At 55.1% G+C, this 25,405-nt stretch carries 26 protein-coding genes and 5 pseudogenes; 18 read left to right on the forward strand and 13 right to left on the reverse strand.

The genetic code is table 11. The features are described 5' to 3' along the window. Positions 1-12: 12 nt before the first annotated feature. Complete coding sequence (locus HGP31_RS10290) at positions 13-1,452, forward strand: HD domain-containing phosphohydrolase (RefSeq protein ID WP_168757630.1); 1,440 nt, start codon at positions 13-15, stop codon at positions 1,450-1,452. Positions 1,453-1,475: 23 nt separating this feature from the next. On the opposite strand, the gene HGP31_RS10295 is transcribed toward HGP31_RS10290, so the two are convergent. Continuing rightward, entirely contained in the window at positions 1,476-2,393 is a 918-nt protein-coding gene (locus HGP31_RS10295; protein WP_033038972.1) for a LysR family transcriptional regulator, read from the reverse strand. A gap of 193 nt (positions 2,394-2,586) precedes the next feature. Between HGP31_RS10295 and HGP31_RS10300 the strand changes: the two are divergent. The 3 genes and pseudogenes from HGP31_RS10300 to HGP31_RS10310 all read left to right on the forward strand — a co-directional run. Next, a pseudogene (locus tag HGP31_RS10300) lies at positions 2,587-2,847 on the forward strand (response regulator transcription factor); the annotation flags it as partial. A 92-nt stretch (positions 2,848-2,939) separates the two neighbouring features. Further along, on the forward strand, positions 2,940-3,272 hold the full coding sequence (locus HGP31_RS10305; RefSeq protein ID WP_168757631.1) for a nuclear transport factor 2-like protein: 333 nt from the start codon (positions 2,940-2,942) through the stop codon (positions 3,270-3,272). Beyond that, the gene (locus tag HGP31_RS10310) at positions 3,266-4,042 is read left to right on the forward strand and encodes an SDR family oxidoreductase (RefSeq protein ID WP_083348636.1); all 777 of its coding nucleotides are present in this window, start codon (positions 3,266-3,268) and stop codon (positions 4,040-4,042) included. The genes HGP31_RS10305 and HGP31_RS10310 overlap by 7 nt, the downstream gene beginning before the upstream one ends. 435 nt (positions 4,043-4,477) lie before the next feature. Here HGP31_RS10310 and HGP31_RS30465 read toward each other — a convergent pair. Continuing rightward, positions 4,478-4,708, reverse strand: a pseudogene (locus tag HGP31_RS30465) (cytochrome c); the annotation flags it as partial. A 246-nt stretch (positions 4,709-4,954) separates the two neighbouring features. On the opposite strand from HGP31_RS30465, the gene tnpA reads away from it, so the two are divergent. From tnpA to HGP31_RS10330, 4 genes and pseudogenes are all read left to right on the forward strand, one after another. Further along, a complete protein-coding gene (gene tnpA / locus HGP31_RS10315; RefSeq protein WP_093935838.1) occupies positions 4,955-5,287 on the forward strand; it encodes an IS66-like element accessory protein TnpA in 333 nt (110 codons plus the stop codon). Next, positions 5,284-5,619: an IS66 family insertion sequence element accessory protein TnpB gene (gene tnpB, locus HGP31_RS10320; protein ID WP_033038983.1), complete on the forward strand. Its 336-nt coding sequence runs from the start codon at positions 5,284-5,286 to the stop codon at positions 5,617-5,619. The genes tnpA and tnpB overlap by 4 nt, the downstream gene beginning before the upstream one ends. Positions 5,620-5,700: 81 nt before the next feature. Then, positions 5,701-6,809, forward strand: a pseudogene (gene tnpC, locus HGP31_RS10325) (IS66 family transposase). A 46-nt stretch (positions 6,810-6,855) separates the two neighbouring features. Next, positions 6,856-7,338 (forward strand): OsmC family protein, encoded by a 483-nt coding sequence (locus tag HGP31_RS10330; protein ID WP_168757632.1) that lies wholly within the window; start codon positions 6,856-6,858, stop codon positions 7,336-7,338. An 83-nt stretch (positions 7,339-7,421) separates the two neighbouring features. Here HGP31_RS10330 and HGP31_RS10335 read toward each other — a convergent pair whose 3' ends face one another. After that, the gene (locus tag HGP31_RS10335; RefSeq protein WP_168757633.1) at positions 7,422-8,627 is read right to left on the reverse strand and encodes an MFS transporter; all 1,206 of its coding nucleotides are present in this window, start codon (positions 8,625-8,627) and stop codon (positions 7,422-7,424) included. Between the two features lie 152 nt (positions 8,628-8,779). Between HGP31_RS10335 and HGP31_RS10340 the strand changes: the two genes are divergently transcribed. Further along, positions 8,780-9,706: a LysR family transcriptional regulator gene (locus HGP31_RS10340; protein ID WP_168757634.1), complete on the forward strand. Its 927-nt coding sequence runs from the start codon at positions 8,780-8,782 to the stop codon at positions 9,704-9,706. Between the two features lie 61 nt (positions 9,707-9,767). Here the strand turns inward: HGP31_RS10340 and HGP31_RS10345 are convergent, their stop codons facing one another. Continuing rightward, a complete protein-coding gene (locus HGP31_RS10345; protein WP_240963531.1) occupies positions 9,768-10,421 on the reverse strand; it encodes a TetR/AcrR family transcriptional regulator in 654 nt (217 codons plus the stop codon). Between the two features lie 237 nt (positions 10,422-10,658). Between HGP31_RS10345 and HGP31_RS10350 the strand changes: the two genes are divergently transcribed. The 3 genes from HGP31_RS10350 (at position 10,659) to HGP31_RS10360 (ending at position 12,784) form a co-directional block, all read left to right on the forward strand. Further along, positions 10,659-11,498 (forward strand): TauD/TfdA dioxygenase family protein, encoded by an 840-nt coding sequence (locus HGP31_RS10350; RefSeq protein WP_168757636.1) that lies wholly within the window; start codon positions 10,659-10,661, stop codon positions 11,496-11,498. A gap of 52 nt (positions 11,499-11,550) precedes the next feature. After that, positions 11,551-12,321: a class II aldolase/adducin family protein gene (locus HGP31_RS10355; RefSeq protein ID WP_168757637.1), complete on the forward strand. Its 771-nt coding sequence runs from the start codon at positions 11,551-11,553 to the stop codon at positions 12,319-12,321. Between the two features lie 220 nt (positions 12,322-12,541). Next, positions 12,542-12,784, forward strand: coding sequence for a hypothetical protein (locus HGP31_RS10360; protein WP_168757638.1), 243 nt, complete (start codon positions 12,542-12,544; stop codon positions 12,782-12,784). Here HGP31_RS10360 and HGP31_RS10365 read toward each other — a convergent pair. Next, a complete protein-coding gene (locus HGP31_RS10365) occupies positions 12,759-12,989 on the reverse strand; it encodes a hypothetical protein (protein WP_033039294.1) in 231 nt (76 codons plus the stop codon). The two genes, HGP31_RS10360 and HGP31_RS10365, sit on opposite strands and share 26 nt — an antisense overlap. 175 nt (positions 12,990-13,164) lie before the next feature. Between HGP31_RS10365 and HGP31_RS10370 the strand changes: the two genes are divergently transcribed. Continuing rightward, complete coding sequence (locus HGP31_RS10370; protein ID WP_168757639.1) at positions 13,165-14,826, forward strand: SulP family inorganic anion transporter; 1,662 nt, start codon at positions 13,165-13,167, stop codon at positions 14,824-14,826. 19 nt (positions 14,827-14,845) lie between these two features. On the opposite strand, the gene HGP31_RS10375 is transcribed toward HGP31_RS10370, so the two are convergent. Further along, on the reverse strand, positions 14,846-15,034 hold the full coding sequence (locus HGP31_RS10375; protein ID WP_020800162.1) for a ribbon-helix-helix protein, CopG family: 189 nt from the start codon (positions 15,032-15,034) through the stop codon (positions 14,846-14,848). A 257-nt stretch (positions 15,035-15,291) separates the two neighbouring features. Then, a pseudogene (locus HGP31_RS10380) lies at positions 15,292-15,408 on the reverse strand (VOC family protein); the annotation flags it as partial. Positions 15,409-15,515: 107 nt separating this feature from the next. Between HGP31_RS10380 and HGP31_RS10385 the strand changes: the two are divergent. Beyond that, positions 15,516-15,728, forward strand: a complete 213-nt coding sequence (locus HGP31_RS10385; RefSeq protein ID WP_020800164.1) for a phage integrase family protein — start codon at positions 15,516-15,518, stop codon at positions 15,726-15,728. Between the two features lie 59 nt (positions 15,729-15,787). Here HGP31_RS10385 and HGP31_RS30470 read toward each other — a convergent pair. Then, a pseudogene (locus tag HGP31_RS30470) lies at positions 15,788-15,953 on the reverse strand (phenylacetate--CoA ligase); the annotation flags it as partial. Positions 15,954-16,381: 428 nt separating this feature from the next. Between HGP31_RS30470 and HGP31_RS10390 the strand changes: the two are divergent. Beyond that, complete coding sequence (locus HGP31_RS10390) at positions 16,382-18,028, forward strand: phosphoethanolamine transferase (protein WP_168757640.1); 1,647 nt, start codon at positions 16,382-16,384, stop codon at positions 18,026-18,028. Between the two features lie 200 nt (positions 18,029-18,228). Here HGP31_RS10390 and HGP31_RS10395 read toward each other — a convergent pair whose 3' ends face one another. Next, on the reverse strand, positions 18,229-18,654 hold the full coding sequence (locus HGP31_RS10395; protein ID WP_168757641.1) for a GNAT family N-acetyltransferase: 426 nt from the start codon (positions 18,652-18,654) through the stop codon (positions 18,229-18,231). Positions 18,655-18,676: 22 nt separating this feature from the next. Further along, the gene (locus HGP31_RS10400; RefSeq protein WP_240963532.1) at positions 18,677-18,868 is read right to left on the reverse strand and encodes a hypothetical protein; all 192 of its coding nucleotides are present in this window, start codon (positions 18,866-18,868) and stop codon (positions 18,677-18,679) included. 316 nt (positions 18,869-19,184) lie between these two features. On the opposite strand from HGP31_RS10400, the gene HGP31_RS10405 reads away from it, so the two are divergent. Beyond that, a complete protein-coding gene (locus HGP31_RS10405) occupies positions 19,185-20,639 on the forward strand; it encodes a TrkH family potassium uptake protein (RefSeq protein WP_168757642.1) in 1,455 nt (484 codons plus the stop codon). A gap of 79 nt (positions 20,640-20,718) precedes the next feature. On the opposite strand, the gene HGP31_RS10410 is transcribed toward HGP31_RS10405, so the two are convergent. The 3 genes from HGP31_RS10410 to HGP31_RS10420 all read right to left on the reverse strand — a co-directional run bounded on the left by HGP31_RS10410 (position 20,719) and on the right by HGP31_RS10420 (position 22,964). Then, the gene (locus tag HGP31_RS10410) at positions 20,719-20,862 is read right to left on the reverse strand and encodes a hypothetical protein (RefSeq protein WP_020799247.1); all 144 of its coding nucleotides are present in this window, start codon (positions 20,860-20,862) and stop codon (positions 20,719-20,721) included. A 101-nt stretch (positions 20,863-20,963) separates the two neighbouring features. Next, a complete protein-coding gene (locus HGP31_RS10415) occupies positions 20,964-22,082 on the reverse strand; it encodes a low temperature requirement protein A (protein ID WP_020799246.1) in 1,119 nt (372 codons plus the stop codon). Positions 22,083-22,157: 75 nt separating this feature from the next. After that, on the reverse strand, positions 22,158-22,964 hold the full coding sequence (locus tag HGP31_RS10420; protein WP_168757643.1) for a lytic transglycosylase domain-containing protein: 807 nt from the start codon (positions 22,962-22,964) through the stop codon (positions 22,158-22,160). Positions 22,965-23,343: 379 nt separating this feature from the next. Here HGP31_RS10420 and HGP31_RS10425 point away from each other — a divergent pair, with 379 nt between their 5' ends. Together HGP31_RS10425 and HGP31_RS10430 are read left to right on the forward strand one after the other, a co-directional pair. After that, positions 23,344-24,255: a TauD/TfdA dioxygenase family protein gene (locus tag HGP31_RS10425; RefSeq protein ID WP_083348660.1), complete on the forward strand. Its 912-nt coding sequence runs from the start codon at positions 23,344-23,346 to the stop codon at positions 24,253-24,255. A gap of 33 nt (positions 24,256-24,288) precedes the next feature. Continuing rightward, positions 24,289-25,401, forward strand: coding sequence for an ABC transporter substrate-binding protein (locus HGP31_RS10430; RefSeq protein ID WP_083348661.1), 1,113 nt, complete (start codon positions 24,289-24,291; stop codon positions 25,399-25,401). Positions 25,402-25,405: the final 4 nt, after the last annotated feature.

The following is a 25,405-nucleotide window of genomic DNA, read 5'->3' on the forward strand; positions in this document are numbered from 1 at the left end:
GGGACATTTTTCATGGATAGTGCGTTGCAACTGGACATCTCCCTGGACGGGGCACTGGCGACGATCGCCCAGATCGGTGATCTCAGCATGGGCCAACCACTCGGTCATTCCCGGCGCGTTGCCGCACTGGCGCGGATGCTGGCGCAGGCCCGGCACGGCGACGGTGAGCACTTGAAGGTAGCGGAACAGGTTGCCTTGCTGCGCTGGTCCGGTTGCACCGCCAATGCCGAAGGCTTTGCGGACCTTCTGGGCGATGACGTCGATGGCCGCCGCGCGATGCTCGACTTGACGCTGGGCAATGAGCAAATGAACGCGGTGCATCAGGCGACCCCGCTTGCCGTCGTGCACTGTGAGGTATCAGGAGCAATCGCTAAAACGCTCCAGCTCGGTGCCGCCGTCGAGGCGGGTTTGTGTCGCGTGTTCGAAACCTACGACGGCACCGGACGGCCGCTGGGTCTGACCCATGAGCACATTCCAGACGTCGCCTATCAGGTAGTGCTGGCAGGCGATCTGGATATTCTCAGTCGCGCACACGGCCCGGACGCGGCGCTACGCTGGATCAGAGAGCAGTCGGATCGGCGCTATCCAGCGTCGCTGGTATCGTTGCTTCTGGAGAACGCAAAGGACTGGCTGGCGAGTTTGGAAACGCTTTCGAAAACGGTTGACCACGCACCTGAGCAGCGTTGCGTCTCACTGACGCTGGTGGGAGACATAATCGACTTGAAGCTCCCTTGGTTGGCAGGGCATTCGCGACAGGTAGCGCATGTCGCCGTGGAAGCTGCACGCCTGTGGGGGCTGCGTGAACCCATTTTGACAGAAATTGGTAAATCCGCGTTCATCTACGGTCTCGGCCGGGCAGCCGTTTCGAACCACCTTTGGAATACCGCAGGGACGCTGCCATACGGCGCTTCGGAGCGGGTGCGCCTTGTCCCTTACTGGACGCAACAGGCCCTCAGACCTATCACTGAACTGGCCGTGCCCGCAGAGATTGCAACCCATGCTTATGAGCGGCTCAACGGCAGTGGCTATTTTCGAGGCGTGGCGGGTGATGCGCTGTGTGCCGAATATCGCCTGTTCGCCACGTCGGTCGCCTGGGTCGCGTTAAGGGAAGCCAGGCCTTGGCGGCCTGCCCACGGCGAAGCGGATGCAGCCAGGTTACTCAAACACGATGCGGACAGTGGTTTGTTCGACAACGATGTTTGCGAAGCAGTCATTGCCGCCGCAGGTGGCGAGCGTCGGATGCGTCAACCGAAGGCTTCGATACTGACGACTCGCGAATGCCGCATCCTGCTGGAGATCAGCCGGGGCGCCAGCAACAAGCGGGTGGCGCAGCTGCTGGACATCAGTCCGAGCACGGTTCGTACGCACATGGAAAGCATCTTTCGCAAACTGGAATGCTCCACCCGGGCAGCCGCCACCTTGAAGGGGCTGACACTGGGATTGATTGCCTGAGCTACGTCCGGGTTACGCCTTAATCATGCGAGCCCGTCCTGATCGGCTTGATGGGCGCGTGCCAGTTCGATGAATGCCTTGGCTGCCGCAGAGGGGTTGCGGCGGTTCGGGTAGTACAGGCACAGCTTGTCTCTGGGCGGTGTCCATTCTTCGAGAACCCGCACGAACTGTCCGGCGCGGATTTCGTGGTGAACGTCCTGTTCCATGAAAAAGCCGAGCCCCATGCCTTCCTGCACCGCCACCTTGACCAGACTAGGTTCATCCAGCGTAAGCGGCCCGCTCACATCGAGACGCGTCACTTCTGCGTCTCGCTCGAAATACCACGGGAAAATCCCCCCATTCGGTAGTCGGACGCGAATGCACCGATGCTGGAGCAGCTCGGATGGAGTTCGCGGTTTGCCGTGTTTTTCAAAGTACGCCTGCGAACCGACCACGGCGTACCTTTGTGGCGGGCCGAGGGGGATCATAATCATGTCGTTCGGAACGAGACTTTCCGAGCGCACGCCGAAATCGAAGCAGTCAGCAACGATGTCCACCAGACGACCTTCGGTGACGACATCGATGTGTATTTTCAAATGATGCTGCAAGAACTCCATCACCAGGGGCATGAGCGCTGATCGGGCAGCGCTGGCAAACGCATTGAAGCGCAGCGTGCCCGAGGGCCCGGCATTATGCGATCGCACGGCATCGAGTGCGGCACGCAAATCCTGCAAGGCGGGCCCCACCTGTTCGAGAAATATCCTGCCCGCTTCTGTGATGGCCACGCTACGGGTAGTGCGATTGAACAACCGCGATTCGAGGCGGGCTTCCAGTTGCGCAATGGTGTTGCTCAACGCGGTGGTGGAGATGTGGAGATCGATCGCGGCTTGCCGAAACGACCCCCTGCGGGCGACCGCTATAACTGCGTCCAGCTCGCTAAGGCCAAAACGGTCGTGTGACATGGATTATCCTGAATTTCGGGATTGGTCATAAAGGTTTGTCCCAGTTGAACAAACTATCCGTCAGGCAGCAAGATCGCTGCAGGGAATCCATCCAGGAGATCAGCGAATGAGCCTTCAGCCTGTCAGCAGCGTCGAGACGTACTTTGACATCGTCAGCGGAAGCGATCTGGTTGCTGCTGAATTCTCGCCACCTCAAGCATGTAATGCGTCGCTGAGGCTGGCTGCGCAGGGCGAGCAGCAGATTCAGCAGCCGGGTGGGCTTTTACTCACTGGGCGCGAGCGTCGCATTCTCAGGGAGATCAGCGATGGCGCCAACAACAAGAAAGTGGCGAGGTTACTGGAAATAAGCCCGAGCACCGTTCGCACGCACGTGGAAAGTATCTTCCGAAAACTGGAATGCTCGACCCGAGCGGCGGCCACCTTCAAGGCAGCGAAACTGGGATTGATCTCCTGATGCTCGACCGAGATTGAGGCCTCATTGCATCAGGCTCGTTTAATAAAACGCCCAAGATCGCTTCATACAACCAGATTCAGGAGAACGAAAACATGACCCTCCAGCTTCCCGACGTCGTGCAGATGTACTTTGCGGTCAGCAATGGTGGCGATGCAGCACAACTTTCTAGCTGCTTCTGCTCTGACGCCACGGTATGCGATGAGAGAAAAACATACGAAGGAATCGCTGATATCAAAGCCTGGCAACAGGATGCCCGCAAGGCCTTCAATTATCAGGTCAAACCAATCCAAGCCCTGCAAGGACAGAGCAGACTGATGGTCATTGCGAACCTTGTCGGGAATTTCCCCGGTAGCCCGGTTCAACTGAGTCACGCCTTCACGCTGGAAGGCCGTCGAATCCGTTCCCTGGAGATCACGCCATGCTGAATCCAGGTTTGACTGGCAAGCGGGTCCTGGTCACCGGTGGCACCAAAGGCATCGGCAAGGCTGTCGTCGAGTTACTACTGGCCGAGGGCGCGAAGGTAATTACTTCGGCCAGGCAGGTAGACGTTGAACTGTCGGGCGCTCTTCTGATTGCGGCGGATCTTTCGACCCGGGAAGGTTGTGATGTGCTGATCGCCGCGATCCAGGAGCGGTTAGGCGGCGTAGACATAATGATCCACGTCCTCGGTGGTTCGTCGGCACCTGGCGGCGGTTTTGCCGCGCTGGACGAGGAGCACTGGCAACGAGAGCTCAGCCTGAACCTATTGCCGGCGGTGCGCCTTGATCGCGCTCTGCTCCCGGGAATGCTCGAGCGCAAGGAAGGGGTTGTCATCCACGTCACCTCCATCCAGAGTCGGCTGCCACTGCCGGAATCTACAACAGCCTACGCGGCGGCCAAGGCAGCGCTTTCGGCATACAGCAAAAGTTTATCGAAAGAGGTTTCGCCCAAAGGCGTTCGCGTAGTGCGGGTTTCGCCGGGCTGGGTTGAAACCGAAGCGTCGGTCGCATTAGCCGAGCGACTCGCACAGGAGGCAGGTACTGACTATCAAGGAGGTAAGGACATAATCATGAAAGCACTTGGAGGTATCCCGCTCGGACGCCCATCGACGCCCTCCGAAGTTGCTGACCTGATCTGTTTCCTGGCTTCACAGCGTGCGGCATCTATCACGGGAAGTGAGTTCGTGATCGATGGCGGAACAGTACCAACGGTTTAGCCAACTGTTTGCACGGAAGGCGACAACTAGTGACCCTATCGGCCATCGTGTCGACGCTTCTGGCCGTTTTCTGCCTGTCGCGGTGCCGCTCACCGATTCTGCATGAACACCGCCTGCACCAGGACAACATCCAGCCACAGCCAGTAAACTGCGGGTCGTAGCTGGATCAGGGAGGAGCGTCACATGTACATAGGTGAACTGGCCAGGTTGTCGGGGTGCACTGCCAAAGCCATTCGCCGCGCACGTGTTGCCCCCAGGCGAGCAGTGCCCGGACCAGGGTGTTGCCCAGATGCCCATTGGCACCTGTGACCAGCGATAGTGTATTCATCGATTGCCTTATCCGCTGACGGCGGAACCTGAAATGGACAAGGCAGGGTAGGGGTTGCCCCAAGGGACAGAGTCAAGCGTTGGCGCCAGGACCAGGCACTTAAAAGTTCATCGGTTTTGTGAAATCACACCGCCCATGTATTGATTCAAATCGCGCAGATCCTTAACGCTCCATGAGTGCGGCGATAGCTTTACACCATTCTCGCGCAAGGTTCTTGGAATCAAGTCGCCATTTGGGCGAAGTATTATCGAAGAGACAATCACCCCCGGATAATCATCCAATCGTTTTTTGAAAGCGGACGTTGTCAGATCGGGTGTAGGCGGTTTGCTTTTATTCGCCTTTCATTGTTTTTATCTTCCTTGATGGGATCGGCGTCAATTGGACGCGATTTGGAGCGCGGGGAAGGTATCAGCCATCGCGTCGACACACACAGTTATTTCTGATGCCCATTAACCAACACGTTTTCCCGACGCATCAATCGTATGCGTCCGGCGAACACACCTTCCTGACCCCGACGCCAAAGGGCGATGGTGTGCACTTAAATTTAAGTGGACACCATTTCTAGCCTTTTAAGCGGGTCTTTCATGCAGCCACAACGCCGTTCCTACTCCAAATCATTCAAAGCTGGAGTCATTCAAGAGTGCTCCGAACCTGGCGCCTCGATTGCCAGCGTCGCGCTGGGCCGCAACCTCAACGCAAACCTCGTCCATAAGTGGATTCGGCTGCAATCGCAAAAAACTATTGCCCTGCAACCTGCCTTTATTCCGCTGACATTACCGTCGCCGACGTCACGATCAGATATCAACTCTGCGACTATTTGCCTCGAAATCCCACACCCTCGCGGCACCGTCAAAGTAAACTGGCCGACTGAAAACGCGGCGGCCTGTGCGACCTTTCTGCGAGACCTGTTGCGATGATCCGCATCGACTCCATCTGGCTCGCCACCGAGCCCATGGACATGCGCGCCGGCACCGAAACCACGCTTGCGCGGGTAGTCGCGGTGTTCGGTGCGGCGCAGCCGCACTGTGCTTATCTGTTTGCCAACCGCCGCGCCAATCGCATGAAAGTGCTGGTGCATGATGGGCTGGGCATCTGGCTAGCGGCCCGTCGCCTGCATCAGGGCAGGTTTCTCTGGCCCGGTTCTCGGCACGGCTCGCAGATAGAGTTGGCCGCTGAGCAACTGCATGCTCTGGTGCTGGGTTTGCCTTGGCAAAGAGTCGGGCCAGGCTACGCGATTTCCATCCTGTAATCTCTGCCACCTCCAGCCTTGCCGTGCAATTGTCCAATCAGCCTGTCGTCGGTTTTCGTCCGCTCTGGCAAAATCGGCGGGATGACTTCTCTGCCCAATCTCGACCACTTAACTCCTGAACAAATGCGCACTCTGGCAGCGCAGCTGATGCAGCGTGTGGAATGTCTCGATCAGACAGTCGAGACAATGGGCAAAAAGATTCACCGCGACCAAACGGTTATCGAGAAACTGACCACTGAGATTGCGCAGCTCAAGCGCTTGAAGTTTGCCAAGCGTAGCGAACAGATGAATCCGCAACAGGCCAGCTTGCTGGACGATTTGATTGATACCGATATCGCGGAGGTTGAAGCAGAGCTTCAGGCCTTGCAAACACCTTCGCCTGCAATCGAGAAAAAGCAAAAGCCCAAGCGCTCGGCGTTGCCGCCGGAGTTCCCACGCACGCTGATCCACCATGAACCGGAAAACACTCATTGTCCTTGCGGCTGCGCACTCAAGCGTATCGGTGAAGATGTCAGCGAAAAACTGGACTACACGCCGGGCGTGTTTACCGTCGAACGCCATGTCCGTGGCAAGTGGGTCTGTGATGACTGCGAAACGCTGATTCAAGCGCCGGTGCCGGCACAGGTCATCGATAAGGGTATCCCGACAGCCGGGTTGCTGGCCCACGTCATGATCGCGAAGTATGCCGACCATTTGCCCCTTTACCGTCAGGAATCGATTTTTGGTCGCGCCGGTTTGGCCATCCCACGTTCAACCCTAGCGCAATGGATTGGCGTGAGCGGTGTGCAGTTGCAGCCTCTGGTCGACGCACTTCGCGAGGTGGTGCTTGGGCAGAACATAATCCATGCCGACGAAACGCCGGTACAGATGCTCACCCCAGGCGCGAAGAAGACCCATCGCGCCTATGTCTGGGCCTACGCCACCAGCCAGTTCACGGGGCCGTACCCATTGACAATAATTGGGCCGAGAACCAAATTCGGCCGTGGGCGTTGGGTCGCAAAAACTGGCTCTTCGCAGGGTCACTACGCAGCGGCAAACGGGCGGCGGTGATCATGAGCCTGATCCAGTCGGCGCGACTCAACGGGCATGATCCGTATGATTATTTGAAGGACGTCCTCACTCGCCTGCCTACGCAGCGAGCCAGTGAGATTATGGAGCTGCTACCTTATCGATGGGTGCTTGCTCAATGAGTCCGTTTTTTAACGGAATTTTCGAAAACTTTTCCAGGAGGGATCAATGGTAGATAAAGCGCACGAGTACGAAGTTCAGGTAACTTGGGCCGGCAACAACGGGACAGGAACGTCATCTTATCGGGGATACAGCCGGGCGCACGTAATCGCAGCTAACGGCAAAACACCAATAGAGGGGTCGTCCGATCCCAGTTTTCGAGGAGACCCCACGCGCTGGAATCCCGAGGAATTGCTCTTGGCATCCTTATCTGCGTGTCACAAGCTTTGGTACCTTGGCCTTTGCGCTGAGGCAGGGATCGTTGTGGTGGCCTACGAGGACAACGCTCAAGGAACAATGGTCGAGGAGAGCAACGGCGCTGGTCAGTTCACCTCAGTTATTTTGAGGCCAAAAGTGATCCTGGCATCGGGTTCTGAAATCGCTAAAGCTCAGACGCTGCACAAAATAGCTCATGAAAAATGCTTCATTGCTCGTTCGGTAAACTTTCCAGTCAGCCACGCACCCGAAATATCGATAAGCCCAGGCGCCTAGTTAGCCAGAGATGGTGTCCGCATAGTCGGGCACCCTCTCAAAGTCTACGTAACTGCCTAGACGACATTGCCGGACGCTTACCATCAATCAGGCTCCTTGTCCGTTGTAGCGCTCAAAGGGGTAGCTCCCAGGATGTAAAACATTCCCCCTGCAACAATGAAGAGCGCAAGCATGTAGAAGATGTAGTGGGGAGGCTGAGTCGCCAATACGACTCCGCAAAGCACCGGTCCCAGTGCCGCGCCGAGATTGGACAGGTTTTGTGCTCCGTAATACATGCCGCGCAGGTTGTCCGGAGCGATTCTGTCGATGAACATGTACTCGACGGGGAATACGATGATCTCGCCGACCGTGAAAATGGCCATGGAGATGACCCAGAGCAGAATAGAGGTCGACTGGGCAAAACCCGCCAGGCCCATCATGAACATACTCAGCCCTGCGGCCAGCCACAGATTCAGGTGTCTGTGAGAGATCCTTCTGCCTATGGCGTATTGCAAGCTGATCACCATCAGCGCATTGGTCGCCACAACGGTACTGATGATCTGGTAGGTGGATTCTGGGGTAGCAATGACCACCAGATACTGCGAGAGATAGGCGGTGAACTGGCCAAAGACCACTGCACTGAGTAGCCCTCCAAGGGTGAAACACACCAACCGATAATCCTGCAGTAACAGTTTTCCCACGGCCAGAAACGGTACTGGTTGCTGAACTTCATCGGTAGCGTTCAGGTATCTGTTGCCCCAAACGAAATAGATGAAGAAGAATCCCGCTCCAAGCCCGGCAGACAACAGGAATGGCAAGCTGATATCCAGCTTGGCCATGGCAGCGCCAAGAAACGGGCCGACGGCATACCCGATATTGGTCAGGGTATATTTGATCGAGAAAACTTCGCTGCGATCAGTGACGGGAAGCAGGCTGCCAAATCCTGATTTGACCGCGATATCAATGACCGCATAAGCCAGGTTGATCAGTACCAGGCAGCTGTAGAACAGCCAAAGATCGCGAGCCAGGAACGTCCCGAGAAACCCCAGCGTGAACACCCCACTAAAGCCCAGGATCAGCCGGTAACTGGACATCTTGTCGACAAGAAAGCCACCGTAAAGACTCAATAACGAGTCGATGATCAGTGTGCTGCCCACAACCAGGCCGATATCGGCGACGCTCAAGCTGAAACTGCCGGAAAGGTAAATGACCAGATAGGGCAGGGTGATTGCTCGCGCCAGGGTCAATATCAGGGATGTTGACAGCAGCAAATTTATTGTCGTCGGATAATTTTTTAGCGTGGTCAGCATCCTTGCCTCATCGTTCAGCAGGTTGTTTTTAGGGTGTTCGTCAGTCGCACAGTGTTGATTGATGCGCGAATCTAGCTTACTGGGGAATTGTGTTCTGATTTATGATGTTTTTTATCCTGTCGACAGAACTCAATTCATGAATGCGGGCGTCCATGTTTTCCTCCGAACGATTAAAGGGCATTGATGTATTTGTCTGCGTCGCCGACTCCGGCAGTTTCAAAGGCGCTGCCGAGCGGATGAACCTGACGGCTTCGGCCATCAGCAAAGGGATCGCTCGATTGGAGAGCAGGCTTGGGACTCGGTTGTTCCATCGCACAACTCGAAGCTTGTCGCTGACAGATGCGGGGATTGCGTTCTATCGCACATGTACAGGTGTGCTGGCTGACCTCGAAGAGGCTGAACTGTCCCTACTTGCCGAAAACACTGAGCCTCGCGGCAGGATTCGCATTGACCTTCCAGGTGCATTCGGCCGCCTCCAGGCACTTCCGGTTATTCTGCAATTCGCCCAGGAACATGCGCTGCTGCTCCCGCATATTTCGTTTTCCGACCGTTTCATCGACCCTATCGAGGAAGGTGTCGATATCGTCGTACGCATCGGCGGTTCGGACGTTTGGCCCGCCGCATTGGAGCACCGCTACCTGGGCAGTGAGTGGCATATCTTCTGTGCGTCTCCCGAATATTTGAGTAAGCACGGCACACCTGTGACCGATCGCGATCTGGAACGGCATCAATGCATCGCTTACGGCTGGGCGGATGGAACGGTTAGCCCTTGGAGTTTTTCGGGAAAGCACCCGGGCGAAATTGAACGCAGGGCGATAGCTGCAAAGTTCGTTGTGGGAGATGGCGAAGGACTGGTGATCGCGGTATCGGCGGGATGCGGGATCGCGCAGTTACCCACATGGTTGATCAAACGTCAGCTTGAAGAGGGGACATTGGTTGAAGTGCTTCCCCACTTGGCCACCGATGGCCTGGCGATCAATCTGATTTGGCCAAAGAGCCGTCAGGCGCTTCCCAAGGTCAGTGCATTATTGGAGGCACTCGCCGCTGGTTTGGTGCCGTCTGCCAGCAAAATCCAATGACCTCTTTTGGCCCAGAGTGTGTAAAAACGGGGCTCTTACCGGACTGCTGTATGTCCGCCAGTCAGTCGACTGCAGATGGACGCAGGCAACCGATGGCCATGGCGACCAGGCTGTCGAGCAAGGCCGGATGCTCAAGCTGCGCCGGCATGTCTTCCAGTATCGAGCGGATCACACTGCGCAACCCCTGCCCGAGCAGATAAGCCGCCAGGGCAGGGTGCTCCGTGCTGATCTCGTGCTCATACAGATGCAGGAGCGGCAGCCAGGTCGCTTCGATGAATTCACCCGTCGTGCGGTAAGGGCCACGCCACATTCCCAGATGAAGGGCACAGTGGTAGCGCAAGTGAAAGGCCTTGTTCAATTTGAACAGGCGCGTTTCGACACGAATGATGTTGGCCAGAATATCGCGCAGTGCCGACTTCAATGGCATGCCAACCAGCCGTTCGCGCACCCTCAGTAGCTCCTCCGATTCCTCGTCGAGAACACGCTCGTACAGCAAGGCGACAATCGCGTCCTTGTTGGGGAAATATTGGTAGATCGAGCCAACGGCGACCCCTGATATTTCCGCGATGCGGGCGACAGTCAGCGCTTGCTCCCCGGCCTCATCCAGAATCCGCAGGCACGCCTGCTCCACGGCTTCGACCAGTGCGCGAGAGCGTGACTGGGTCGGACGCTTGCGTAACGCGGGAAGCTGCTCCGGCGAAGCGTGTGGGGCCATCCTGGTATCAGGGCCTTTCTTGTTCATGGAAATCCGAGTGTTGTATTTCGCGCGGTACTAAAAATTCAATATTTATCAATTTAATCAATAAGTTAATTTGGTTTTTAGGCGCTTCCGGAATGCGAATATTCCAGCAGTCGCGACCTGAGTATGATCGTTTTCGTCGATCAGACATCGTTCAAACGCGTAGTGATGCGCCCATGAGATCGGATGTTCCAACCTACCGGGAGATTGCCCATGTCTTCATTTTTCACCGTCCGGCCCCTTGGCCCAAGCCTGGGTGCCGAAGTGCTTGACCTGGATCCGGCTTCAGTCGTTTTGCCAGAAACGCTGGCGGCGCTCGAGGCCGTACTCATCAAGCATGAAGCCGTCGTGTTGCACGTCCCAGGGCTTAAGCCGGAGCAACATCTGGCGATTGCACGGTATTTCGGTGAGCCGGAAGTACACACCTTCTACCCGAACCTGGGTGAGGGCTTTGAACAAATCACCGTGATCGACTCCAAACTGGGCGATCGAGCTGATATGTGGCACCACGACGAGAGCTTCCTGCCCAGCCCGCCGATTGTCACCATGACTCACGCCCAGATCCTGCCGCCGTGTGGTGGCGACACCTGCTGGATCAGCATGACCACGGCCTACGACGCGCTGTCCGAAGGCATGAAGCACTACCTCGAAGGCCTCAGCGCCTGGCATGACATGAACGGGCCCATGACGACGGCGCTGCGCCAAAACGTGGTCACGCACGAGCGCTATGTCGAGGTCATCAAGGCAAACCGACGACACCTGCATCCGCTGGTCACTCGGCACCCGGTGACAGGACGCAAGGCGCTGTACCTGAGCCCCACCTACACCACCCACATCGACGGCCTGGCGGTCCCCGAGGGCGACGCCATCCTTGCCTACCTGCATGCGCACTGCCAACACGTTCAATTCGGTTTCCGCCATCGCTGGCGCGTCGGTGACATGGTGCTCTGGGACAACCGCAGCGTGCTCCACAACGCCATCCTGGACTATCAACCGCACCAACGGCGCATGCAGCGCACCTCGGTATTCGCTCGCGGACCTTTCCACGGGTAATCCATTGTTGGGTCAATCACAGCTTTTGACAGTCGCAGAAGAGGAAACAGCTATGTTGAAGGACACGCTGAACAAGGAATTGCTGGCCCGCTACGCGCCCAAGCCGGGTCGCCATGCGCTGCTGCCCGAATTGACACCGCACCAGGCCGTGGCATTGCTGTGCCGGGTGTTGTATCGCGAGGGTTATAACGACCACATCGCCGGCCACATCACCGTTCGCCAGGACGACGGCACTTACCTGGCCAACCCATGGGAGCTGACCTGGGGTGAAGTGACCGCCTCGGATATCGTGCGCCTCGATCCACAAGGCACGGTGATCGAAGGGCAGTGGAACATCACCCCGGCCATCAACCTGCACATTGATGTACATAACGCCCGGCATGATGTCGGCGTAGTGATCCACAACCACCCACAGTGGGGATCGGTGTGGTCGGCGGCCGGGCGTGTTCCACCGATCTATGACCAGACGTCCGCCTTGGTCGACACGGACCCAGTGCTCTACGACGAGTATCAGGGCACCGTTGAAGACACAGAGCGAGGCCGTGCCGTCGTGGACGCTCTTGGAACGCAAAAATGGGCGTTGCTCGCCAACCATGGCGTACTGGTGGTGGCCAACGGCATTCGCCAGGCACATTTGCGCGCCATCACCCTGGAGTGGCGCAGCCGCTTGGCCTGGCATGTCGAAATGCTCGGCGGCGGCTCACCGTTGCCCGCCAGCGTCGCGGTTGCAACGGGAGGGCGCACCGATGCCAATGGGTTTCCATTCCTGTGGGAAGCCATGGCTCGCGAGGAAATCCGGCGCGATCCAGGCGTTCTTGAGTAAGCCTTCCTCTCCAGTCGCGGCGGCATGGCGGACGCCCATGCCGCTGGTGCCTTGAACCTTGTCGAGAGTGACCACGCGATGAAACCCACCTTGCTACTGCTGTCGCGCTTGCCCGATAGTTTGATCATCCGCCTGCGCGAGCATTTTGACTGCCACTCGTATTCGCTGCTCGACGAAAAGGATTGGCAGAGCAGTGGCTTTGCGAGCCCAGGCGTTCGGTATGAGCATTGCGTATACGGGGCGCACGCGAAAGGCTGATGTGCCCTATCGCTGGTGTAACGATGTACAAGCACTGGCGGCGAGTGTCGATTATCTGGTGGTGTGCGCGAGCGGTGGCTCCGACACTCGCGGCCTGATCAACGCGGCTGTGCTGGCAGAGCTTGGCAGATACTCGATCTTCACTGACATGATCATGTCTCCAAAGCGTGATCCAAGGGTTAAAAGTGGATTTCAGCGGTCTTGAGGCCCAGGTCTCGAAGCTCGGCGATCAAGTCATCCAGATGCCCAAAAGACTCGACCTCCTCGTTGTCATCAACCAAGAAATAACTCCTGCCAGCGTCCTTCTTGAAGAACACTATCCACTCCTTGGGGTTGGTCGGGTTTGCGATCACATGGGTGTCGAAGGTCACGCCTTCGGCATGTTTGGTTTGCACAGTTTTACGATTCATGTCGGTCACCACGCTACGCGCGCTCTCAAAATTCTCTATTTGCAGTGCATGCCCGCCCAGCTCCATCTGAGCTTTCACTATAAACATCTCCAGCCGCTCGAAGCAGTGGATCTAGGGCATTTGAATTATCACTGTATGTTAATATTATGCACATGCATCCACTGAGGGGCTAGCCATGATTGCGATAGGTGAGGCATGGAAGGCGGGGTTGTTGGGGCGAGAACACTGGCTTCGAAATATGGTGTCTGGCGTGATCGTCGGGGTCGTGGCGCTCCCTCTGGCAATGGCGTTTGCCATTGCATCTGGCGTCAAACCTGAGCAAGGCATTTACACCGCAATCATCGGTGGTCTGCTGGTTTCACTCTTTGGGGGAAGCCGCTTGCAGATCGCCGGACCGACAGGTGCGTTCATCGTGATTCTGGCGGGGGTCACGGCCAAGCATGGCGTTGACGGTCTGCAAATCGCCACGATGATGGCGGGGGCCATCTTGTTATTGCTGGGGATGGCACGGCTCGGTGCGATCATCAAGTTTATCCCCGACCCGGTGATTGTCGGATTCACCGCGGGCATCGGTGTGATCATCTGGATCGGGCAGTGGAAAGACTTTTTCGGTTTACCGACGATCAGTGGAGAGCATTTCCATGAAAAGCTCTGGCATCTACTACAGGCCCTGCCGGATCTTCACATGGTCACCACCCTGCTGGCGCTACTTAGCCTTTTCCTGGTCATCACCGCGTCCAGAATTCCCGGTCTCAAACGGGTGCCTGGGCCGCTGGTCGCAATGGCGGTCGCTACAGCAATACAGTCAACCTTTCATTTCGAGGGGGTAGCCACGATTGGCAGTGCATTCGGTGGTATACCTCAAGGCTTGCCAGCGTTGAGCCTGCCTGAAATCACGCCGTCCCGCGTCATCGATTTGATTGGTCCGGCGTTCACTATCGCCATGCTTGGAGCAATCGAATCACTGCTGTCCGCGATGGTGGCCGATGGCATGGCGGGCACCAAGCACGATTCCAATCAGGAGCTGATCGGTCAGGGGGTCGCCAACCTGGTCACACCATTGTTTGGCGGCTTTGCAGCTACCGGGGCCATTGCCCGTACTGCAACCAATATCCGTAACGGCGGTACGAGCCCGCTGGCCGGCATTACGCATGCAGTCACCTTGGTGCTTATTGTTCTGTTCCTGGCACCTCTAGCCTCAAACATCCCACTGTGCGCCCTGGCTGCCATTCTATTCGTGGTCGCATACAACATGAGCGAGTTGAAGCATTTCAAACGCATGGTCCAACGAGCCCCACGCGCAGACGTATCCATCCTGCTCATCACTTTCAGCCTCACGGTGTTCAGTGACTTGGTGATCGCCGTGAATATCGGCGTCATTCTTGCGATGCTGCACTTCATGCGCCGCATGGCCTCATCGGTGGAAGTGCAACAGGTCGTGGAGCACGAGCTTGAAGAAGAGCTGAGGACCAATGGCCATACTCGCCTACCGCCAGGGCTTTTGATTTATACGATTGAAGGGCCATTGTTTTTTGCTGCGGCCGAGACCTTCGAGCGTGTGATAGCTCAGACCCACACTGACCCAAACCTGCTGATTATCCGTCTGAAGCGCGTACCGTTTATGGATATCACGGGCTTGCAAGTGTTGGAGGAGGTTATTCAGCAGCTGCACAAGCGGCATATCGTGGTGAAGCTCTGCGAAGCGAACACGAAGGTGCTCAACAAGCTCGATAGAGTGGGTATCCTGCAAGAAATTGGTCCGGAGCATTACCACGCCGACTTCAACACTGCGTTGGCTAAAGCTGTCAGTCATGTAGAGGGCACGTCGACTCTCTAGAGACTACTGTCCGTCGTAGTTATGACTTGGTGCTGGTGGCATGCTTGCTCTTGGTCGAATAGCTGGCGCCGTGAGTGTCCAGGTAGTCACGAATCAGTTGGCGGACCACCTGCGAAGACGTCAGGTCTTGTGCTGCACAGAGGTCCTCGAAAGCTTTTTTCTTGACGGGATCAATGAGCACAGTGAGGCGCGCAGTCTTGCTTTCCATGGGGTATTCAATCGCTCAAGTCGCTGGATGTTAATCAAATTGTAATTGCCTTGTCCGGTGCTGTCACTGTTGCGGCGGTGGGTTGTTCGGTACCTCCACTTAACACACTGGAAAGCCCGCTCAAAAGGCGCTCTGGTATGAGCGTCTCCCGCGGGCTGTGGATTCAACCGGCTGCCCGCTACACAAAAGGTGGAACAGGGTCACCGGCCAACTCGCGAAGTAACCATGTTCCTATTTAAGCGCAGCGCCAATGCGGCTTACGCGGCCTTGAAGCAGTAAGCCGCCAGCTTGTTACCGTCCAGGTCCCTCGCGTAAGCCGCATAAGCGTTAGGCGCCCAGCCTCGCGGACCCGGTGCACCTTCGTCGGCGCCGCCACTGCCAGCGGCGCGCAGCGACAGTACGAGCGGCGCCATGCGCAAGCGGTCGAGCACTTTGAAACGGAGTGGGGCGGGGGTGCTGCCGGCGCGCTACCTGGCGGCCTATGGCGCTCAATTGTCCAGCAACACCGCGCACGCACCTGGCGGCTATGGCTCAGTGGCAACAGCAATGCGGCTTCGATGACCCGACCAAAGCGTCGCGGGTACGTGATGTCTTGCGTGGCATTCAGGCGCTGCGTCCGCAACCGATCAAGCAGGCGCAAGCGCTGCAGTTACAGCGGCAGAGGCGTACATCGAGGGTCTGGGCGGGTAACTGACTGCCGATCAGTTGGCTATGCGGTTGCGCGCGCGCGGGACCAGACGTTGCTCCTGCACAGTTGTCGCGTAGATCGCTGTTGCACGTAAAGGGAAATTTCGCCGGGTCATCGAGGAATTCGAGGTCGTCGGGGGCGCACCGGCTTCGGCGAAACGCTTTCGATAAAGCGCAAGTTTTCGAAGGCATGACGGAGGCTCCAGCGCAAACGACTTAGTTGGTGTTGACGTGGCCGTTTTCATGTAATCAAGCGAAATTAGCGAATTTATAAGAAGCCTGATTGATTATTTATATAAGGGGCTGTCTCCGATTTCCTGGGCACTATTGCTGTGCAAGCACAGATTGCAACGTCAGTTCGAACCCTGCACGCCGTCGAACTTGATTGTATAACGGCCATCAAGGTAGGTCGCGGGCTGCTTCTTCATTTGCCCCAGAATGCCTGGGGTAACAGTGTCAAGCCTTGCGGCGCCTGGAGGGTTAGCGTGCCCTCGAGGGCTCTGCAAGTTGGATTTTTCGCGACAAGCTTGCTGGCAATAGCCGAGACTCGCTACGTTTGGTCGCCAAAGGAGAGAATATTTTTAACAGGATACAGCGAGCGCGCCAATTGGAGCTACCCTCTGAGGAGGCATGTGGGTGTCCTGCGAGAATAATTATCAAATGAAAAACTCCGCCAAAATTATCGATTACTCATCTAAAATACTAAAAGCAGAATGGCCAAATTTAGTACTGTGGTCATATCTGCTTTCACCGTTGATTGTTAGAACGCTAACAAACTATCAATACTCTAAAATTGATTTGTTGGTCTTTTACACCCTTGGCATGTCGGTGTTGTGGCTTTTGGCGATTAGATTTATTTCATCCAATCAATTCAAAGTTCACATCATTCTGCTGCCATTTTATTTGCTGGCAGCTGTTGATCTCTTTTTGGTTTTAAATTTCAACTCGAAATTAACAGCGGCCTATATGTTTATTGGCTTGACAAACCATAAGGAGGCCAGCGAATTTTTACCGACCTATTGGCAGTCCATCAGTATCGTTTTGGTGATCTTTGTTATTTGCTATGGGGCTGGATTAATAGGCCTGCATAAGCGCGAATTATATAAAAACAAAGGTATTTTTGTTCTGGTTGTTAGCGCCTTGCTAGTGGGGTATGGGGCGTATTTTTATAAAACCGTCAAACTTAATTCTCTCGGGAAATCTGCAGTCATGGATCTCCTTGCAAAAGATCAAAGCACGCCAGTAGGTTATTTATCGCAAATGGCCCTTACTGCAAACTTGTATTTGGGGACGGAGAAACTTATCAAGCGCCGTCGAGAATCTGATGTAAAAATAACCAGCATGTCGAATCAATCAAATATAGAAACCATTGTTTTTGTGATCGGTGAGTCATCACGGCCGCACAACTGGTCCCTCTACGGTTATAACAAGGAAACAACCCCAAATCTCGGTAAGCAGGCGGGGATTTTCAAGTTTAACAATATTTGCACGACAGCCCCATATACCTCGTTCGCGGTTCCTTCAATGCTGAGTCTTGAGCCTATATGGGATTGGGAATCCATTGTATCAACAAAATCATTGGTGAGTATATATCGCGCAGCCGGGTACATGACCTATTGGTTGTCTGTACAGGAAGTTGATAGTTTTGGAGGAATAATTCCACAAATAGCTGCAGAGGCACAGTACCGTCAATATTTCGAGAGAAGCTATGATGGAGCATTAATTTCAGAATATGAAAAAATACTAAAAAAAAGCGATACAGAAAAGAAAGCCATATTTATTCATGTCAAGGGTAGTCATTTTGAGTATTCACGCCGATACCCAGAACATTTTGATAAATTCCAGCCGTCAACAAACAGCTTCAAGGACAAAATTACCGCAGAATATGATAACAGTATTTTATATACGGACTGGCTATTAAGCGCAATTATTGATCAATTGAAGTTAAGCAAAAAACCATCTGTCTTGTTTTATTCATCGGATCATGGTGAAAACATGATGGATGACAGTCGAGGGCTCTTGGGTCATGGAATTGGCAATAAATATGACCTCCCGGTTTCGGCATTTATCTGGGCGTCCGATAATGTTTCAAGCCAGCAATCGCTCAAGCTTTTAAAGCTGAGGGAAAGAGAGAGTCAGAAAATCAGCATATCATCCTTGCCACATACTCTTTTAAATATCACTGGGGTTTTCACGAGTCGGTATAAAAGTCCGGATGATTTATTAAGTGATGATTTTGTGTCGTCGAAGTGTCCACATCTGCTCGGCGCAGGCTATGTTCCATCGTTTGATTTTGACACCCATTAAATAGCCCTCGCTGAACAACGCCGCAAGGCGTTGATCCATCAGGTGAAAAAGACGAGGTGTGGAAAGGCATGCTGCCTTGTCGTAATTCGCCTGCCACGAAGGGCCGAAGCCGACCCGGGGCGGACATCGAATACGAGCGCCCAATAATTGATAGCAATCCGGTATCAAGTGCAGCAATCGGTTCAAGGTTCAGTGTGCCGTCAGCAAAACAGCTTCTGGTAGAACATTCGGGTATGTCCCGGCGGATAATCCGTCAGGCGCCCAAATTCGCAGTAGCCCAGCTTTTGATAAAATCCCGGTGCCTGAAAACTGAATGTCTCCAGCCAGATACCTATGCAGTGCTTTTTCTGCGCGATGTCTTCGGCCATGTGCATAAGCCGTTGTCCAATGCCCTGGCCCCGCATCGACTCGGGCACACTGACAAGATCGATGAGCAGCCATCGATAGGAAACCTTTCCGTATAGCCCGCCAATGATTTCATTGCTGTCAGGATCTCGCAGCAACAGGGCAAAAGTTTCATGGGCGTCGTCTCCACCCTTGGCCAGATTGTGGGCCAGCAACGGAGCCAGAATGGCTGACCGCTGTTCTTCCGTTGGATGTTCCGACAGCAGGATGTCTAAAGGCATGGCGCTCTCCCTGAGCAATGAATCAGTGGGTCGACAAGGCAGTTCTGGAACTCATGAAATCAGCGTCCGGGTTCGGGTCGCCCGCCAGGTGAATCACGGTGTGGATGCCTGCGCAGGCTTGAAGACAGCTGGCTTGATCCCTGATGTCGAGAGCAAAACGTTGTGCGGAATCTGGAAGTCTTGATTCGTCCATATCGGCCAGGCGTAAATCCATGTTGGAAACCGATAGGGTTGTCGCCAGCGAATGCAGATGTATTCAGGCAAAAAAGGAGCAGGGCGCCAAGCACTGTTTTCATCTTCCTTGATGGGATCGGCGTCAATTGGACGTGATCGTGTGCGCGGCAAACATATCAGCGATCGTGTCGGCCTATACAGTCATTTCCGAGGGGCATTGAATTGCCCAGCGTTCGCGCAGATGGCTGATGCCGATTAGCTAGACTCAGCTCTGCAGGGGAATTTTACGTAAATTTTACGGCTAGCCCTGTTGACTCAATTGATACTGTGCGGCGCTCATCAGCCAGGCGTTTTTTATGTCCATTGCAGTACTGCGGCTTATCGGATTTATCCTGGGTATTTTTTTGATCACGTTGGCCGTGAGCATGGTTATTCCCATGTTTACACTGGTGGTTTATGACCGCAGTGATGATCTGTCGGCGTTTCTCTGGTCGGGCCTGATCACCTTCGTCTGTGGGCTGGCGCTGATTATTCGCGGGCGTCCAGAGGTTGCCCAACTTCGTCCACGAGATATGTACCTGTTGACCACGGCCAGTTGGGTTGTCGTCTGCGCCTTTGCGGCTTTGCCGATGGTGCTCATCCATCACATCAGCTATACCGATGCATTTTTTGAAACGATGTCCGGCATCACCACCACCGGCTCGACGATTTTGACGGGGCTGGATACCGCGTCACCAGGATTGTTGATTTGGCGCTCGATGCTGCACTGGCTCGGGGGAATTGGTTTTATCGGCATGGCCGTGGCGATTCTGCCTTTGTTGCGAGTCGGCGGCATGCGTTTGTTCCAGACAGAATCTTCAGACTGGTCAGAGAAAGTCACACCACGCTCTCACGTCGCGGCGAAATATATCCTGGTGCTCTACCTCGGGCTGACCGGGGTGTCCGCTCTGGCGCTATGGGTCGCGGGAATGACACCTTTCGAAGCGATAAATCATGCAATGTCATTTATTTCAACGGGCGGCTTTTCAACCTCGGATGCCTCCCTGGCGCACTGGCCTCAACCGGCTATTCATTGGGTATCCGTGGTCGTCATGATAGTGGGCAGCCTGCCTTTCACCTTGTATGTCGCCACACTGCGGGGCAACAAAAGTGCATTATTAAAAGACCATCAGGTGCGAGGGTTCATTGGATTTCTAGTGATTACCTGGCTGCTATTTGGTACGTGGTTGTGCATTAACAGCGACTACAGCTGGTGGGAAGCGTTTCGTATCGTGGCCGTCAATGTAACCTCGGTGGTCACGACCACGGGGTTAGCCCTCGGGGACTACACCTTATGGGGCAGCTTTTCTGTTCTGCTGTTTTTCTATTTGACCTTCGTCGGCGGCTGCTCTGGGTCTACGGCGGGAGGGCTTAAAATATTCCGCTTTCAGGTCGCCTCCTCCTTGCTGATGGGCAGCTTGAAACAACTGATTCATCCTCGTGCGGTGATTCGGAAAAAATACAACGGCCATCCCATTGACGAAGACATCGCACGTTCGCTGCTGACCTTTTCATTCTTTTTCACCATCACCATCGGTGGCATTGCCCTGGGGTTGGCGCTGATCGGTCTTGACTGGACGACAGCCTTAAGCGGTGCTGCCACCGCAGTGTGCAACGTGGGTCCCGGCCTGGGGACGATCATTGGTCCAGCAGGCAACTTCTCGACCTTGCCGGATGCGGCAAAATGGCTGCTGACGGTCGGCATGCTCTTGGGAAGGCTGGAGATTCTGACGGTGCTGGTGCTGCTCACACCTGTCTTTTGGAGGTACTGATCGAGTCGATAGCGACGGCCTGGCAGCCCGGGTTCAGAATCAAATCAGAGCCAACAACTTGGCGTTACTGGCTCATCAACTACTTGGCAACAGCATCATGGGCCGGCAAGGAAGTCGCATCGTTAGCCACGTTGGCGGCGGCGGGATGGCTGGCGAACCGCGCTATCACGACCTCGGCCTTCGGATCAACATACAGTGCCTGGCCATAGACACCTCGGGCCATGAAGGCACGATGCTCATTATGGGTTTGCCACCACCTGTCGTGATAGCTCCAGCCAGCCAAAGACCTGTCGTTCGCTCAGATTGCCGAAGGTACCGGCCTACCTATGGCCTGATAAACATTCCACGATATCTGAAATTCAGGAAAACATAACAGATCATGGTGGCTGTCAGGCCGACCAATATGTACTGGACGCGGGGCAGGAATATAACCAGCCCACCCAAAGACAACACGATCAAGGTGTTTTGTATTATGTATTTCCTTATTTTGGGCACGGCTACGAAATAGCCATATTGCTTGCCTAGGAAAAACAAGGCCATGCCGATGATTGACATAATCTGGAAATCGCGTATCGCAATGTCATTCAGGATCGCATGCCTGATCAAATTGGCGAGGAGTGCTAGCCCCATAAACAGAAAAAGGTGCGAGTAGATCAGGGAGTGCCCACTCATACTGCTTTCTTTGTTGCTCAGCAGGTAAAAGCTTTCAAAATAGATCCACCAGATACTGCAAACCATGATAAATCCGGTGATTGCCGTCATTACGGTATAACGATCCCATTCAATGTTGGATAAACCTGCAGAAAGGCTAATGACTGACTCGCCCAATAAGATGAGGGTGAGCAAGCCCAGTCGTTCAACCAAGTGTTCTGTATGTGCTGGCAATGGCTTTAGGTTGCTCCCGACAATTACAGGCAAGAGAATGTCAAGAAAAATTCCAAGGTAAGCAACAAGGTAACGCATGGGTGGGTCAAAAAGAATGGATGAAAGACTAATAACTGCGCTGACTAACAGGGCGAAGCCAAGCCTGGCGGAGAATTTGCCACGGTCATCGTGTTTTCTTCTGGACGATATGTACAAAATGCTGATGATGACACGTATACCAAAATAACAGGCCATAACAAGCGGATAGTTTACTTCTGGTATTTTCTCAATCAGTGCAGAGAGCACAATGAGCAGCAACATCATAAACAATGTTGCCAGGCGGTGAGGGTTACTGTCTGTATCAAACCTGTTGGCGTAAATCGTGTGACTAGACCAGATCCACCATAATGGAACAAAAAGCAGTAAAAACGTCCATACTTGCTCAGGCTCAAAGTGCCCGTGATGAACATGACCGAGAATGTGCGTAACCTTGCCAATTGCAACAACAAAAATCAGGTCAAAAAACAACTCTAACCATGTGGCGTGTCGATTTTTGTCATAATACTTCAAGGACTTCATGCGCTGCTGGCTCCGTCTGCACCTCTTTAATGTAGAAGGAAACTAACGGATAAGCGAACGGGTGGCCGGGAATAACTAGCGATTGTTACGATAGCGTTCGGTCAAGGACTGCACGAGGGTGACGTAGGATTGCGTCTCGGCGTAGGGAGGCACCCCATTGTGCTCGACCACAGACGCTTCGCCAGCGTTGTAACCGGCCAACGCCAGCACCTGGTTGCCGTTGAAGCGCTTGAGCAGCCAGGCCAGGTAGCGCACGCCGCCACGAATGTTCTGCCGGGCGTCGAACGGATCGTCCACGGCGAAGCGCTCGGCGGTGGCGGGCATCAATTGCATCAGTCCCTGGGCGCCGGCTTCGGAAATGGCGTTGGGGCGAAACGCCGATTCGGCATGTATCACCGCGCGGACCAGCGCTCTGTCGACGCCATATTGACCCGAAGCGGCTTCGATCTCCCGCCGATAGGAACGGGTGTCCAGGCGCAGTGAGGCGACCTTGAAATCCTTCGGCGCCCTGCACAGATAGCAACCCTTGATGTAATAGACTTCAAGGACATCGACCCGCGCGGAAATTCCTTCCGGGCGCCGGCTCACATATTGACGAACACCCTTGTGGATGAAAGTGAACACCCGAATCCGCATCGCGCCGGAGTCGTCGTCTTGCACAAGCCGTGGCAAGGCCTTGGGCTTGGCGCCGACACCGGCGCCAGCCATGCCATCCACGCGAGTGCAGCGGGCGCTGGCGATGGCTTGACTGGTGTAGCTGATGGCTCCGTCCCTGGCTTGGCACTTGAACATGGCGCTGGCGTACAGTGGCGTGACCAGCAAGGCCAGCTCGATGCCGCCAATAAGGCTCTTGCGAGCCCATCGCCATGCCCTGGAATTCATCACATCGCTCCGCGCCGCAGGCGTCGATCAGGTGGGGGCGCCTGACCCGGACGTTGCCTTTGGAGGGCCTGGGGGGACCCGCCTGCTGTTTCTGACAGTTATACCCCTTGTAGCCGGCGCTGGGACTTGCGTTGACGTACGGACTGGAACCAGCCCCTCAGCAACCCCACCAACGTAATCCCAAACACACCATCAACGTTATATTGCTACTAAAAAGTTATTAGCTAATAACAAGAGGCTTATAGCTTTTATCTGGATTTAATAACGGGACAGGTATATCGGGCTTAATCTATCTTTAGAATAATTTGTGATTAGTCATCGCTGCTTTTATGACTTTATGATCTGTCCCACAACAACTCGTGAGACAGGAGGTAGCTCGATGACTATTCAAATCAAACCGGTCGCCGGTCGAATTGGGGCACAACTGGAAGGCGTAAAGTTGGGGGGCGGCATCAGCGCCGAGGCATTCGATTTCATTAATCAGGCACTGTTGAAATATAAAGTGCTGTTCTTTCGCGACCAACATCTGGATGACGCCGAGCACGAGGCTTTTTCCCGCCGCTTCGGCGATCAGGTCCCGCACCCGACCGTGCGTTCCGCTGAACAAGGCGCTGCGATCCTGCATTTGGACGCCAAGGAAACCCGCGCCAATTCCTGGCACACCGATGTGACCTTCGTGGCCAACTACCCGAAGATTTCCATCTTGCGTGGTGTTGTAATTCCGCCCTTTGGCGGTGATACGGTATGGGCCAATACTGCAGCAGCCTATGCTGATTTACCCGACCCGTTAAAACAATTGGCCGATAATCTTCGCGCATTGCACACCAACGTATATGACTACGCGGCGCCGCGTAATACCGACGAGTCGGGACTCAAGCGTTATCGTGAACAGTTCACTGCTGAAGTCTACGAAACCGAACATCCATTAGTGCGAGTCCATCCGGAGTCGGGTGAAAGAAGTTTGTTGTTGGGGCACTTTGTTAAACAAATTCAAGGTGTCAGTAGCAACGATTCCAAACAACTGATTCGCCTTTTTCACGACCGTATCACCCATGTCGACAACACCGTTCGCTGGCGCTGGCAGGAGGGCGATGTGGTGATCTGGGACAACCGCGCCACCCAGCACATCGCGATCAACGATTACGGCGATGCCCCGCGCATCGTGCGCCGTACCACCATCGACGGTGATGTGCCGGTCGGGGTGGATGGTCGCTTGAGCCAGGCGCTCAAGCCGAGCCCCGAGGCGCGTTCGCCGAAAACCGAAGCCGACAAAAAACACCTCGCCGCCTGACGAGCGACTCTCATTGGTACAAGGAAGGCTGACATGAAGCTCAATGGCATTCGCCTGTTTAAAAAAGGCAGCATCGCTGCAGCGCTGGCTGCGGTTCTTGCGGTATCCGGGGCCGAGGCCGATGTCTTGCGCATCGGTGTCGCCACGGCCGGTGGCGGTGACCCGGTGACCTTCAGCGGCTCGCCTCTGGGCATCGTGCGCAATCAGCAATTGCTGGAAAAAGCCTTCGCCGGAACCGGGACCGAAGTGCAGTGGTTCTTCTTCAAGGGGGCAGGACCTGCGGTCAACGAAGCGTTCTCCAACCAGCAACTGGACTTCGCCTACCAGGGCGATCTGCCTGCAGTTGTCGGGCGCTCCAACGGACTGGACACCAAGTTGTTGGCGGCGTTGGGTGTGCGCGCCAACCTCTACCTGGCGGTGCCCAAGGGCTCCCCCCTCAAGACCATCGAGGACCTCAAAGGCAAAAAGGTCGCGATCTTCCGCGGTACCAACGGCCATCTGGTGATGATCAATCTGCTGGCGGAGCACGGGCTGACCGAGCGCGATATCAAGGCCATCAACCTCGATACCGGCAGCTCTCAGGCCGCATTGATTTCCAATGGCGTGGATGCCGCATTCGGTGGGCGTGAGTTGTTCAAGCTGCGTGACAAGGGCCTGATCGACATCGTTTACGACAATCCCGAGCAGGACGTGCGCTACACCCGGCAGACGGCGCTGGTGGTTCGCGGTGAATATGAAAAAGAGCATCCGGACAAGGTGCAAAAGGTCGTCGACACGCTGGTGGACGCGGCGAAGTGGACATCGGACGAGAGCCATCGCGATGACGTCTTCGCTGAATGGGCCAAGAGCAATGACCCCGCCGATTCACTGCGTGCCGACTTCACCGGGGTTCCTCTAAGGGACCGGGCCTCGCCTCTGGTCGACAACTTTCTGATCAGCCGCTATCAGGCCGTGGCGGATCAGGCCAAGGAAGAAAAACTCATCCGTCGCCCGGTCAGTATCGATGGCTGGTTCGAAAGCAGTTATCTGCAGAAATCTCTCAAGGCCAAGGGACTGGAAAACTACTGGACGCCCTACGGCCCGGATGGCAAGCAACCGGCGGGTAACGCGGTAGCGGCCACGACGACCAGCAAGCAAGGGAGCTAGGAAA

This window comes from Pseudomonas umsongensis (assembly GCF_012647205.1).
GTDB lineage: Bacteria > Pseudomonadota > Gammaproteobacteria > Pseudomonadales > Pseudomonadaceae > Aquipseudomonas > Aquipseudomonas umsongensis.